Source organism: Pseudoalteromonas sp. 2CM28B (assembly GCF_023161935.1).
In genome coordinates this window covers 99,983-112,780 of record NZ_JALNTH010000011.1, presented here as the reverse complement: position 1 = coordinate 112,780, position 12,798 = coordinate 99,983, and the positions used below count along the sequence as shown (strand labels likewise).

Annotated in this window: 12 protein-coding genes and 1 other annotated feature; of the genes, 3 read left to right on the top strand and 9 right to left on the bottom strand. The window is 39.7% G+C overall.

Annotated features, from left to right (window positions below):
* Window positions 1-42: 42 nt before the first annotated feature.
* Window positions 43-1,233 (bottom strand): amino acid aminotransferase, encoded by a 1,191-nt coding sequence (locus MTN96_RS16170; protein WP_248532224.1) that lies wholly within the window; start codon window positions 1,231-1,233, stop codon window positions 43-45.
* Between the two features lie 78 nt (window positions 1,234-1,311).
* A complete protein-coding gene (locus MTN96_RS16165; RefSeq protein WP_036983502.1) occupies window positions 1,312-1,971 on the bottom strand; it encodes a GAF domain-containing protein in 660 nt (219 codons plus the stop codon).
* A 245-nt stretch (window positions 1,972-2,216) separates the two neighbouring features.
* Here MTN96_RS16165 and MTN96_RS16160 point away from each other — a divergent pair, with 245 nt between their 5' ends.
* Window positions 2,217-2,546: a translation initiation factor SUI1 gene (locus MTN96_RS16160; RefSeq protein ID WP_069440267.1), complete on the top strand. Its 330-nt coding sequence runs from the start codon at window positions 2,217-2,219 to the stop codon at window positions 2,544-2,546.
* A gap of 14 nt (window positions 2,547-2,560) precedes the next feature.
* Here MTN96_RS16160 and MTN96_RS16155 read toward each other — a convergent pair whose 3' ends face one another.
* Window positions 2,561-5,455 (bottom strand): EAL domain-containing protein, encoded by a 2,895-nt coding sequence (locus tag MTN96_RS16155; protein WP_282447282.1) that lies wholly within the window; start codon window positions 5,453-5,455, stop codon window positions 2,561-2,563.
* A 299-nt stretch (window positions 5,456-5,754) separates the two neighbouring features.
* Window positions 5,755-5,874: a sequence feature (Phe leader region), on the top strand.
* 44 nt (window positions 5,875-5,918) lie between these two features.
* Here MTN96_RS16155 and MTN96_RS16150 point away from each other — a divergent pair.
* Both MTN96_RS16150 and MTN96_RS16145 read left to right on the top strand, forming a co-directional pair.
* The gene (locus MTN96_RS16150; RefSeq protein WP_036983218.1) at window positions 5,919-7,076 is read left to right on the top strand and encodes a chorismate mutase; all 1,158 of its coding nucleotides are present in this window, start codon (window positions 5,919-5,921) and stop codon (window positions 7,074-7,076) included.
* A 101-nt stretch (window positions 7,077-7,177) separates the two neighbouring features.
* Entirely contained in the window at window positions 7,178-8,251 is a 1,074-nt protein-coding gene (locus MTN96_RS16145) for a hypothetical protein (RefSeq protein ID WP_248532223.1), read from the top strand.
* Between the two features lie 49 nt (window positions 8,252-8,300).
* Here the strand turns inward: MTN96_RS16145 and tyrA are convergent, their stop codons facing one another.
* The 6 genes from tyrA to rpsP form a co-directional block, all read right to left on the bottom strand.
* On the bottom strand, window positions 8,301-9,434 hold the full coding sequence (gene tyrA, locus MTN96_RS16140; RefSeq protein ID WP_248532222.1) for a bifunctional chorismate mutase/prephenate dehydrogenase: 1,134 nt from the start codon (window positions 9,432-9,434) through the stop codon (window positions 8,301-8,303).
* A gap of 315 nt (window positions 9,435-9,749) precedes the next feature.
* The gene (locus tag MTN96_RS16135; RefSeq protein WP_248532221.1) at window positions 9,750-10,619 is read right to left on the bottom strand and encodes an MYG1 family protein; all 870 of its coding nucleotides are present in this window, start codon (window positions 10,617-10,619) and stop codon (window positions 9,750-9,752) included.
* Between the two features lie 192 nt (window positions 10,620-10,811).
* Complete coding sequence (rplS, locus tag MTN96_RS16130) at window positions 10,812-11,171, bottom strand: 50S ribosomal protein L19 (RefSeq protein ID WP_008114473.1); 360 nt, start codon at window positions 11,169-11,171, stop codon at window positions 10,812-10,814.
* Window positions 11,172-11,204: 33 nt separating this feature from the next.
* The gene (trmD, locus tag MTN96_RS16125) at window positions 11,205-11,972 is read right to left on the bottom strand and encodes a tRNA (guanosine(37)-N1)-methyltransferase TrmD (protein WP_248532220.1); all 768 of its coding nucleotides are present in this window, start codon (window positions 11,970-11,972) and stop codon (window positions 11,205-11,207) included.
* Window positions 11,972-12,508 (bottom strand): ribosome maturation factor RimM, encoded by a 537-nt coding sequence (rimM, locus tag MTN96_RS16120; protein WP_008114470.1) that lies wholly within the window; start codon window positions 12,506-12,508, stop codon window positions 11,972-11,974. Before rimM ends, trmD begins: the two co-directional genes overlap by 1 nt.
* Window positions 12,509-12,525: 17 nt before the next feature.
* Window positions 12,526-12,774 carry a 30S ribosomal protein S16 gene (rpsP, locus tag MTN96_RS16115; RefSeq protein ID WP_008114468.1) on the bottom strand — a complete coding sequence of 83 codons (249 nt, stop codon included), beginning with the start codon at window positions 12,772-12,774 and terminating at the stop codon, window positions 12,526-12,528.
* Window positions 12,775-12,798 lie beyond the last annotated feature (24 nt).

Here is a 12,798-nt window from a genome sequence, read left to right as displayed (position 1 = left end):
TGTGCGGTTTTTTATTATTTAAAAGCCAAAGCTGCTTACTGATTACTTACAAACATCAGCAACTGCGTTAGCAAAGTAGTTGATATTTGCTTGACTAATTCCCGCTACGTTTACACGGCTAGAGCCTACAATATAAATACCGTAGTCTTTTTGTAGACGCTCGATTTGCTCTTTATTAATACCTAAGAAAGAGAACATACCGTGTTGGCGGTCTATAAATGAGAAGTCTTGAGCAATGTCTTTGGCTGCAAGGCTGTCTTTAATTAAACTACGTAAACCATTAATACGGTTACGCATTTCATCAAGTTCACTGTGCCATAACTGCGTTAACTCTGTGCTGCTTAAAATGGTGTTTACAATGTCTGCACCGTGCGCTGGCGGCATAGAATAAATGCTACGTACCACACTTAATAATACCGAGTTTGAAATATCAGCGGTTGCACTGTCTTTTGCAATAATTGAACACGCACCAATACGCTCACGGTATAAGCCAAAGTTTTTAGAACATGACGAACAAATGATCAACTCTTCAACCGCATTGGCTAAAATACGTAAACCATTCGCATCTTCTTCTAAAGAAGAACCAAAACCTTGGTATGCAATATCAATTAATGGCGTAAAGCCCACATCTTTTGCAAGTTCAGCAATGGTATTCCATTGTGTTTCGTTTAAATCCATACCACTTGGGTTGTGACAACATGCATGTAATAACACAACATCGCCCTTAGGCACCTGTGTTAATGTTTCAACCATTTCATCAAACAATAAATCTTTGTTTTCGTAGTCGTAGTATGGGTATTCTTTAACCGTTAAGCCTGCAGCTTCAAATAAGCTAATGTGGTTAGCCCACGTTGGGTTAGTAACCCATACAGTAGCGTTTGGGTTACAACGTACAATAAATTCTGCTGCAACACGAAGTGCGCCTGTACCACCAGGTGCTTGTGCTGTGCGTACGCGATTAACTAATAATGCCGGGTGCTCACCAAGAAGAAGATTTTCCATTTGTTGACAGTAATCTAAGTTACCAGCAAGACCAATGTAAGATTTGCTCATTTCATTTTCTAAACGAAACGCTTCTGCTTTTTTTACTGACTTTAATACCGGGGTATTCCCCTGCTCGTCTTTATATACACCAACCCCTAAGTCAATCTTATTTGGGTTAGTATCTTGCTTATAGGCCGCCATAAGGCCAAGAATAGGGTCTGTTGGTAATGGTTTTAATACTGAGAACATTGACTATCTCTTCGTTATTTAGGGGTTAGCTGTTGCGCTAAGCTTAACATAAAAAGTCACTCGATTGACCAGTGTTATTTACACTAAAAAGTGAGGAATTTTAATACAGCATGCAATTAATAAGGCGAGTGTCGTATTATCAAAAAAATCCGTGCTAAAGGCTTCGCCATCGACAATGCCAATGCACTGCTTTTGCGCATTAAATAGTGGTAAACAGGCCTCTGCTTTTACTTTCGGATCGCAGGTGTAATACTCACCACCCGCGGCTAAATATTGCTCAACATTATTAATAACACGTCCTTTACCACTGAGTGCCACTTGCACATTATTACTGCCGGTTGCAAATTCAGCTGTGATCGGAAATAAAGGGCGGCTCGGTGCACCAAAATAAGCGAGCTTTAATAACTGCTCGCCTTCAGGTGTGGCTGTATTTTGATAGATGCCATACCAATCTAACTGGGTGTTTTCGATTACATAGTCAACAATCAACTGAAGTTGCGCTAACTTTGCTGTTGTTTGCGCATTTTGGCTAACGTAATCGTTTAAATTAAACGGCTCATCTTGCAAGTAGCCGAACAAACTACATGCGCCACCTTCACCGAGTTCTGGAATTTGATACTGCCAACGCACGGCCGGTGCAGCATTGCTATTTAAGTACTGCTCAAGCTTTTCTAGCTCAGCGTTAATTAACTGTTGCTCTACATTAAGCTGAGCTTGCTCTAAATAAAAATTTATCATTTGGCCATCCATACATCTATAATGCCGAAATAGTAGCATGGATATTTTTATAGCGCGAGCCAATTTAAAGCGCTTTTTAAAATCCTTAAGCACTTTTATTCATAGATATAATTGCGGTATTTAAACTGGTCGCTTTATCTTTGGGCATTAAAAGGTGTTCAGCTTAGGCGCAAAAATTACGCCTTTGCGTCACAAATTTGTTATTATTTACTCCAATATTAGATTCAATCTTAGATAGGTTAATTATGAGTGATAATCACTTAGTGTATTCAACAGCAACAGGGCGAATTGATCAGCCAAAGCCAGAAAAAGAACTGGATGTAAAACTATTTAAAGACGGGTCTATTCGCATAGAGCGTCAAAGCAAAGGTCGAAAAGGTAAAGGCGTAATGCTAGTTGTAGGATTAGATCCCCAACAGCACGATTTAAAAAAGTTAGCAAAAACAATAAAAAGTAAAATGGGCCAAGGTGGCGCAGTAAAAGAAGGAGTTATTGAAGTACAAGGTGATGATCGCGATAAGTTAAAGGCGATTTTAGAAGGATTAAAGTTTAAGGTAAAAATTGCGGGTGGTTAACCCGCAATTTTGTTTTATTCAGAGACTTTTAACACAGCTAATTGATCAAACAACATTGGGATATCGGCTTCGGCAACGGGCTTACTAAAGTAATAGCCTTGCACAATAAAACAATTATTATTTTGTAAAAATTCAACTTGCTCTATTGTTTCAACCCCTTCAGCAACCACATCAAGCTTAAGCTTTTGTGCCATCGCAATAATCGCAGCGGTGATCTCCATATCATTATCATCTTCAGGGATATCTTTAACAAACGAGCGGTCAATTTTAAGAATATCGACAGGAAAACGTTTAAGGTAACTCAACGAAGAATAGCCCGTACCAAAATCGTCAATAGAAATTGAAATACCCAGCTTTTTCAATTGATGTAACTGATCAATAGCCGCCTCAACATTACCCATTAGCATGCTCTCAGTCAGCTCAAGGTGCAGGCTTTTAGCTTTAATTTGCGTCTCTATGATTATTTTTTTCAGCATAGGTACTAAGCTTGCGTCTTTAAACTGCCTTGCTGACAGGTTTATCGACATGTTGCTCGCTCTACCTTGTTGCTCTAGTCGTTTAGTAAACTCACATGCTTGTTGTAACACCCACTTACCTAGTTCCACAATTAAACCCGTTGCCTCAGCAATAGGAATAAATTTGGTGGGTGGAATGAATCCCTGCGTAGGATGGAACCAGCGAAGCAATGCTTCATACCCTACTACACTATTATCGCGACAATCAACTTGTGGCTGATAATGCAGTGTGAGTTGTTTTTCTTTAATTGCATGGCGCAACTCATTTTCGAGGAATAATCGCTCATTGGCGGCTGCATTTAGATCTTGGCTGTAAAAGTGGAACGTATTACGCCCTTTCGCTTTTGCTTCATACATGGCTAAATCGGCATGTTTTAATAACTGATCTTCTTCTAGGCTATCAAATGGCGCCAAGGTAATACCAATACTGGCAGTAACAATCACTTCGTTACTACCTAATTTTATTGGCTGATTTAACGTTTTTTGAATGGTGTCAGCGACTTCCGATGCTTCTTTTTGATGCTCAATACCACTGAGTAATACCGCAAACTCATCACCGCCTAAACGAGCTATAGTATCTTCTGCTCGTAAGCGCTGCTTTAAGCGCGTTGCCACTTCAACCAATAGTTGATCGCCTGCATCGTGACCTAAAGTATCGTTAATACGCTTAAATTCATCCAAATCAAAGTAAAATAAAGCAAACGAGTAACGCCCTCTTTCAGCAAGCGCCATCGACTTTCTAAGCTGCATTCTAAAGAATGTACGATTAGCAAGCCCGGTTAATGTGTCGAAGTAAGCGAGCTGTTCCATTTTGCGTTGGCTTTCTTTTACAAATGAAATATCTTGCGCTGAAGCAACGTAACTGGTGATTTTTCCACCATCTTCACGAATAGGTGACACACTCAGCGATACCCATATCGGTGGCTTGTTTTGCGCTTCAATAAGGGTATCCCCTCGCCAGTAATTACGGTTGCGCAAATCAATGTCAATGTCCTCTACCAACATGGTCATTTCATTAGCAATAATAGTCAGAAGTGGCTGGCGCAGGAAATCACTTTCTGCAAAGTCGGTCATTTCCAGCATTTTTGGATTAACATATTCAATCACAAAGTTTTCATCGGTGATCACCACACCCGTGCCCGAGAAGGCAACCGCTTTAGACAAGCGAATTGCAGCCTTTTCTGCAATTTCTTTTTCTATTATGCGCTGGTTTAAGCCATCGATGAGTTTGCGGATTTCAATGGTCATATCTTTGAATGAACCATTAAGCGTACCGATTTCATCTTTATTTTCTTTTGGAAAATCAATTTCTAACTGGCCTTTACCAAAGTTAGTAACCGCATAAACCAATGAATGCAGGCGTCTTAAAACTAGTTGATAAAGTGCTTGGTGTAATAACAAAGCAACTAAAATGGCATACAGAATAAACAAGCCAAAAAACTTCAGTTTTAAGTCTTTCAGTGCCGATAGTGTAGAAGAGCGCTTTTTATATACGCCCACGTACCAGTTTACACCTTCAACTTTATGGATATTTATAATGTAGTCTTCACCATTTAATGAAAACGAGTCGGCATATTCCGGCAATTGTATTTGCCTTGCATTATCAATAACTCGCTTTAGCTCAGGAGAAATAAAATCGCCAGATAGCAACTTTTTACCCGCCTCTCCGTATTGGGTATAACTATCGGCTCCTAAATTTGGGTGCGCCAATAGCTGCCCTTGCTTATCGAACACCACTAACTGTTTTTCTTTTCCGCCAACGGGCAATTGCGATATGAGAGAGTCGAGAGAAATATCACTACCCGTAACTCCTAAAAACTCATCATTTTTATAAATAGGTACAATTAAACTAACGACCCACTTATTCCAAACGCCATCGTAATACACTCGTGACCACAGCGGCTCGCGTTGTGGGTTTGTTAACGATTTTGCGTAATTAAAACTTTTGCTTTGATTAAAGGTGTAATCTCCGGGGACATTGAGTGCCCAATTTGGTGGCGCAACACGGATAAAATTATCTTTGGTGATCAGGTAAAAATTATAAAAATCTTGAATTAACGTGGGGGAAATCACTTTCCAAAGCGATTCAGAATCTGCAATTAACTGTTTATAAAAAGGAGAATAAGCATTTTCGGGAATGAACGCCGCAGATAAGCCATCGGCAGATGCGCTGCGCACAGAACCATCATTGGTGACTTGCATAGTCGGGGCATTGTTATTCTTAAATGATAATTGCCCCTCAAATAACTGCTCGCTAACAACAATATTAGCTTGCTCAGCTATTTTAACTTTGGTCGCTATCAAATTATTAAACTGGTTTATTAATAATTCATTTGATTGCTTTAATACCTCATGCTCTTCAAATACAAGCTGTTTCTCTTCTGATTTGAGCATTAATGCAGCCGCACAAATACCTGCAACTAAACAAATGCCAGAGATCAACAGTGATAACTTGACACTGAGTGAGTTTATTCCGAATCGAGATGGAGGGCGTCGATACACAAAAGGCCAACCTTATTTATAATTATTATTTTTGCGAGTAGTAGAAATATACCAGAACTTAAATCAGAATTATAAATTATTTATAAACGTTTAAAAAACAACACCTTTTGTACACATATTAGGTAAAAAAGCCACATCAGATAAGTGCTTGTTGACATTAGAGGTTACTCTTCATACATTAAGGGCATGAATATAAAATACGCACTTACTTTCTTATCTTTTTTTAGCTTCTTTATATAGAAGAGGCTTCCCTGTTTGTGAGATAAAATCAATCGAATAGTAAAGCCTCCCAACTGGGAGGCTTTTTTGTTTACGCTGTTAAATACAGTGACGTTTTTGGAATGAGGAAAACCAAATGAGCAATGATGTTTTAGACACGCTTAGGCACGATATAAATGAAATCGATTCTGACCTACTTGTGTTATTAGCGAAGCGACGCCGTATTAGCCATGGTGTTGTTGAATATAAGATAGCGAATAATAAACCAATTCGTGATGAAGCACGTGAATTAGCATTACTCGAAAAATTAATCGGTTATGGTAAATCTCTTGGTTTAGATGCCTACTATGTAAATAATGTTTTTCAAACCATATTGGAAGACTCTGTATTACATCAACAAGCCATGCTTCAAAAGAATTTAAACCCCGATGCACTGAGCGAAACCCATCGCGTAACCTATTTAGGCGGACAAGGATCTTACAGTCAACTTGCGTGTCATAAGTACTTTAGTCGCCGACCAGGCAAATTAATTGAAATTGGCTGTAGTTCTTTTGATGAGATCACCGGTAAAGTAGAAAATGGTCAAGCCGACTTTGGCTTGTTACCGATTGAAAATACCAGCTCAGGTAGTATTAATGAAGTATTTGATTTGCTGCAGCATGCACAAGTCTCTATTGTAGGTGAAGTTACTCATAGCGTTGAGCATTGTTTATTAGCCGCCCCAGGAACTGAGCTGTACCAATTAACTAAAGTCTTTGCGCATCCGCAACCCTTTGCCCAGTGTAGCCGCTTTTTACAGGGCCTTGGCGAACTTCAGCATGAAACCTGCGATTCAACATCGAGTGCATTAAAATCAGCTCTTGAAACACCTAACAGTGCGGCTATTGGCTCTGCACAAGCAGGTAAAAATGTAGGGCTTGAAGTGATCAAGGCGAATCTTGCTAATCAAAAAGAAAACCATAGTCGCTTCATTGTGGTTGCACGTAAACCGCTACATGTATCTAAACAAATCCCCACTAAAACCAGTTTAATTATGGCAACTAAGCAACAAGCAGGCTCACTCGCCGATGCGCTGATGATTTTTAAACAGCATAATATAAATCTAGTAAAATTAGAGTCTCGCCCTGTACCAGGAAATCCATGGGAAGAAGTATTCTATGTAGATTTAGAAGCGAACCTTGCTGATAGCCAAGTGAAACATGCGTTAGAAGAGCTTAAAGAGCATACTCAATATGTGCGCGTATTAGGTTGTTATCAAAGCGAGTCTTTACAAGCTGTAAGTGTAGATAGTTAAGTATTACGTCTGAGTGTAAATGGATTCACACTCAGATACTAACTTGCCAAGCGGTCGAAATTTGCACTTTAAGTTAACATCTATTATAAGGAAATAAAACAATGCAAACAAAATTTATAGCTCTTCTTTTACTACTTACTCCCCAGCTTACGCCTGCCGCTCCTATACCAACAGGGAAATCTGATGGACTTATTTGTTCTTCATATATTGGTGGTAAAGTTAAGGCTTGCCCTGAAAATATTCACGACTATATCAATAACAATACTGGTATTCCTATTTACCATGCTTGCGACAATGGCGAAGCTTTATGTATTGGTGAAGGTTATCCATACAATGACTTTCGTGAACTTAATACTATTTATGATATTGATAATAACCAAACAAAAAAAATACAAGTAACTATTACCCCAACGTTACTCGATTCTCTTGGCCGCAGCACCTTACAACAGGGCCGAAAAATCATTTCTGAGATTGCTCCTACCCCACAAGAAAAACAGTTCACCAATGAATTATTCTTAGCAGTAAACTCTAAACAGAAACTAGCAAAACAATTAACACTTACTGTGCAAGGAAGTTATGCAACTGATGCCTCAGGAGTAACCACTGATATACTGACAAGTTCATTACTATCTTGCAAAACAGCACTCAACTACCTTAACAATGACGTTAATTGCATGGGTGATTTAAACAAAGATATTGATTTATCAGTTCAAGATAATGCGGTATTTAATTCCTTTATTTCAGCTTTACAAAAAGCCCAAGGGTTAATAAATGTTGTGACTGTTGGCAGCATTGATTATTCTGATTTACAAAAGTTGAATCAGTTTATTGTTATTTTGTATTACGATGACGGTTCTAAATTAGCTATTAATGTCGAGTTCAAAGAAGGGGCGATAGAAATTAAATTAAATAAAGACGCATCGCGTACATCTAAAGGGCTAACTTTTTTACAATTTATAGAAGGTAACACCAATAAAGCCACCTCATATGGTGAAGCAAAATCTATGGCTAATTCAAAGTATAATAGTGGTTTTGGCTGTGCACCAACGCGATTTGATAATGACGTCACCGCAAAATTAGTAAATACAATAATAATCAAAAAACCCGATGGAACGGAGCGTCATATAAATATTTATAAGCTAGTTAATGAATTTGTAGTATTTAATCAGTGCTAAGTATGAAACTTTGCAAGGCTGGACATAAACCTCCAGCCTTCATTTATTATTAATCTAGAACCTTAGCGTCGTTCGCTTTATTTAATAAACTACGGCTTTGGGTTAAAAAGTGCGCCGTTGAATCTGAGAAATAAGATTTTGCATCAGCAAAAGCATCAATTAATGCGGGCTTATCCCCTGCTTTTAGCTTTTCAAGCGTTTGCGAAAACAAAGACTGATACTGCGCCAATAAGCTTTCGACATTGTCAAACTGCGCTAACATAATATCGGTGTATAGCTCTGGCGATTGCGCAAATAAACGGCCAACCATCATTAGCTCTAATTGATAAATAGGTGATGAGCAACTTCTTAACTCGGCAAGTGTATGCCCCTGTTTTGCTAAAAACTGACCGTACACAAAGGTGGTTAAATGACGCATAACCTGAATAATTTGCATTGCTTCGTCATGCTTTTTGGCCTCAAGTTCAACCAACTGACAACCCCATATTTGTAGCTGTTTTAATAACCCTTGTGCCACCTCATGACTACGCCCTTCACACACCACCACGGTTTGTTTCACCCAATGGGAAATATCAGGTCCAAACATGGGATGTAAACCAACAACTGGCCCACTATGTACTTTTTTAAGCACAGCTAATGGTGCTTGTTTAACTGATGTAATATCAACCAGCAAACAATCATCATCAAGCTTTGGAAGCGTGTTAACAACTGTTTCAAGAGCATTTATTGGTACACTGATCATCACCAGTTTTGCACCTTTTAGAATATCCGCTGCCTGTGATTGCTGCGCTTTATCTAAAATTTTGACTTCGTAACCCGAACGCTGAAATTGTTTTGCAAATAACTGCCCCATTGCCCCTTCACCACCAACAATAACAATTGGCGATAATTGTGGGTCGGCACAGGCTAATTTGGCTTGTTGATTTTGATAAGCTTCACGCATCATGCGTCTGAGAATGTCTTCGACTAAATCAGGATTTACACCTTGATTAATAGCCTCTTGACGTCGTGCAGCTAATAAATCAGCTTCTCTATCGGGTGCATGTAATGGCGCGCCAGTTTGTTGTTTTATTGCGCCTATTTGTTGGGTAATACCATTGCGTTTTGCAAGTAAGGCAACCAGTTGCGCATCGCATTCATCTATACTTGTTCTTAGCTGCGCTAAATCACTTATCTCTGCCACGTTCTCATTCCATCCAAAAAAGCAAAATCGTAAATTAAAACTTACAAAAAAGTAAACTAATCAATACGATAAATACTAACAGGATACGTTAGGGGTTAAAAGGCAAATTATTGAAAAGATCACTATCAGTTGTTCAACTAAAACCAAGGTGGAAACGGTAGTAAGTAACCTAAACGCTAGATAATAAATCTATTTCAAGCAGCTATTTCAGCGCTAACTACATTGAATTTACGTAGGTTCAGGTTAAGTAGAGAATCTTAAAAAGTGGCTAAAGCCACTTTTATTAAGTAACCGGCGAGCGGTTAAGGAGAACTATTAGTATTCTAATGCCATAGCCGCAAGCGACATAACACTGTCGAATGATTCTGCGCCAGCGATAAATAAGCCATTGTGACAAAACATAGCATCATCGATACCGGTTACCGCTTGAAATTCTTCATCTGATAATCCTGCCCATGGTGCAGGTAATGACTTTCTGTCTTCAAAAGAGCCTAATTCTGCAGGCACCGTTTGCACTATCCACTTGCCTGAATGAGATGGGTAAACGACAAATAATGCCTCATCAGATAAACTATGTACGGTTTTTTTCCACGGAGTATAGCGCTCTAACACGATTAATCGAGGATCATCAGCTTGTTTTATTGCTTGAGCAACAATCTTTTTAGCGTTTAAACCACCTCGGGCAGAAGCTACAAAACGAATCAGTAAAGTGTGTGCAAATTCAACCGCTTGATAAAAAGCAGCATCAAAATCACTTTCCTCTTCCCATGTTGGGTTAAACATAGAAATTGTTTGGCTTAAGCTAATGCCTGTAGCAACCCCTTCAACATGACCACAATCAATGGCATCAATAGTTGATACAAGCCCTGCATCCACCGCATTCGCCACATCTTGGTTATCATCACATATTGCTAAGCCATATTTTTTCCACACCAAGCCAAATGACGAAAAAGGAATACCATTTTCACGAGCGCCAGCACCGCCACGCTGATGATGATCAAACCGGTTAGTTTCTGGGTCATATTGACCACCAACATCAATAACCACATCGGCGTCATTAATAATCGCATTATCGCGTGTGCGGATCAGGGTAAAAGAAGGGAAAATAATTTTAAGTGCAGCGATACTAAAAACATCATCTGCGTGAAAATTGCCGTTGTGTGTAACTATCGTTTTATCATTCATTTTTGTACATCATTTTTGCAAGAAGTGAGAAGATATTGTGATTTGAAGTGAACCACACTTTAACGCATGCAGGTTAAGGTGTGTATTGGTTTTTGAATGTAGCGATATAAAAAACCGCAATAGCATTAAAACCAAAACGGGTTGCAACCCAAAGGTTGCAACCCGTTTTTTTGCGTTGATAAACAGCGCGTATTAGTTAAGTTTTTCTCTAATACGTGCAGATTTACCAGAACGCTCACGTAGATAGTAAAGCTTAGCACGACGAACCGCACCGCGACGCTTAACTGTTACGCTATCAATAAGAGGGCTGTGCGTTTGGAATACACGCTCAACACCTTCACCGTTCGAGATTTTACGAACTGTGAATGCTGAGTGAAGACCACGATTACGCTTAGCGATTACAACACCTTCAAAGGCCTGTAGACGCTCTTTAGCACCTTCTTTTACTTTTACCTGTACAACTACTGTATCACCAGCGCCGAATGCAGGTACGTCTGTTTTAAGCTGCTCTTCTTCAAGCGCTTTAATAATATTTTGGTTTACTTTTGCCATTATGTTTCTCACTTTCCTAGGTGTAACTGTCTTCTAGCCACAAGCTTTTTGGTACTCTTGCTGAAATTTCGCGAGTAATACCGCTTGCTCCTCAGTCAGAGCTAGGTTATGCAACAAGTCAGGACGGCGAAGCCAAGTTCTACCTAATGACTGCATAAGCCGCCATTTTGCTATCTCTTGGTGGTTTCCGCTGAGTAATACAGCAGGCACCTGTTTGTCGTCCAATGTTTCTGGCCGTGTATAGTGAGGACAATCTAGCAAGCCATCCGAAAATGAATCTTGCTCTGCTGACTGGTTGTGTCCTAAAACCCCTGGCACTAATCGCGCTACTGCGTCAATTAATGTCATGGCAGGTAGTTCACCCCCACTCAAAATAAAATCACCAATTGACCATTCTTCGTCAACGTACGATTCTATTATTCTCTCGTCTATACCTTCATAGCGACCGGCAATTAAAATCAGTTTTTCAGAGTTTGCGAGTTCGCTAGCCCCTTGCTGATCTAATTTGCGCCCTTGTGGCGACATATAAATTACTTTTGCACCATCACCTGCAGCCTGTTTGGCAGCAAGAATGGCTTGTTTTAATGGTTCAACCATCATTAACATGCCTGGCCCGCCCCCGTAAGGACGATCATCTACGGTTCTATGCTTATCAGTTGCATAGTCTCGTGGATTCCAGCAGTTAAAATCGATTAAGCCATTTTTAACAGCACGACCGGTTACACCTTGCGTTGTAATGGCATCAAACATATCCGGGAAAAGGCTGATAACCCCTACCCACAACGAACTTGTTTGACTCATTAAAAGCTTGGATCCCAATCTACAGTAATTTCTTTCGCATCATATTTAACTTCTTGAATAACTGAATCAGTTAAAAAAGGAATTAAACGTTCTGCTTGGCCAAATGCATCTTTACTGTTTGCTTTCACAACTAGTACATCATTTGAGCCTGTCTCCATAAGGTCATCAACAATACCTAAGTTATAACCTTTATCAGTTACAACCGACATGCCGATGAGATCTCGCCAATAGAATTCACCTTGCGGTAATTCTGGTAGCTGCGCTGAATCAACAGAAATTTCTACATTGGTATAAGCCATTGCTTGGTCTCTGTCATTTACTTGCGCAAACTTAGCGATAAAGCCTTTGTTGTGGCGACGCCAGTCGACCACTTCTAAGGATTGCCATTTACCTTGCTGCCCTATCAACCACGGGCTGAAATCGAAGATCCCTTGGGGATCATCAGTAAATGAATGCACCTTAAGCCAGCCCTTTATACCATATGGGGCGCCGAGCTTTCCTACGACAATTATTGATGAGGTGTTCTCTTGACTCATGGTTACACTTACGCCTATTAAGCCGCTTTACGAGCGTCTTTAACTAATTTAGCTACACGATCTGAAAGACCTGCGCCTTGACCTAACCAGTGTTCAACACGTGGTAAATCTAAACGAAGTTTTTCTTCTTGACCTGAAGCAATTGGGTTAAAGAAACCTACTTTCTCGATGAAGCGACCGTCACGCGAGAAACGGCTATCCGCAACCACAATTTGATAGAAAGGGCGTTTTTTAGCGCCACCACGTTGCAAACGAATAGTTACCATACCGTCCTCTAAATAGATTGACTG

What these genes read in the sequence shown, in the direction of transcription:
- MTN96_RS16170 (WP_248532224.1), bottom strand. Translation starts at nt 1,233, where the DNA reads ATGTTCTCAGTATTAAAACCATTACCAACAGACCCTATTCTTGGCCTT.
- MTN96_RS16165 (WP_036983502.1), bottom strand. Translation starts at nt 1,971, where the DNA reads ATGATAAATTTTTATTTAGAGCAAGCTCAGCTTAATGTAGAGCAACAG.
- MTN96_RS16160 (WP_069440267.1), top strand. Translation starts at nt 2,217, where the DNA reads ATGAGTGATAATCACTTAGTGTATTCAACAGCAACAGGGCGAATTGAT.
- MTN96_RS16155 (WP_282447282.1), bottom strand. Translation starts at nt 5,455, where the DNA reads ATGCTCAAATCAGAAGAGAAACAGCTTGTATTTGAAGAGCATGAGGTA.
- MTN96_RS16150 (WP_036983218.1), top strand. Translation starts at nt 5,919, where the DNA reads ATGAGCAATGATGTTTTAGACACGCTTAGGCACGATATAAATGAAATC.
- MTN96_RS16145 (WP_248532223.1), top strand. Translation starts at nt 7,178, where the DNA reads ATGCAAACAAAATTTATAGCTCTTCTTTTACTACTTACTCCCCAGCTT.
- MTN96_RS16135 (WP_248532221.1), bottom strand. Translation starts at nt 10,619, where the DNA reads ATGAATGATAAAACGATAGTTACACACAACGGCAATTTTCACGCAGAT.
- rplS (WP_008114473.1), bottom strand. Translation starts at nt 11,171, where the DNA reads ATGGCAAAAGTAAACCAAAATATTATTAAAGCGCTTGAAGAAGAGCAG.
- trmD (WP_248532220.1), bottom strand. Translation starts at nt 11,972, where the DNA reads ATGAGTCAAACAAGTTCGTTGTGGGTAGGGGTTATCAGCCTTTTCCCG.
- rimM (WP_008114470.1), bottom strand. Translation starts at nt 12,508, where the DNA reads ATGAGTCAAGAGAACACCTCATCAATAATTGTCGTAGGAAAGCTCGGC.
- rpsP (WP_008114468.1), bottom strand. Translation starts at nt 12,774, where the DNA reads ATGGTAACTATTCGTTTGCAACGTGGTGGCGCTAAAAAACGCCCTTTC.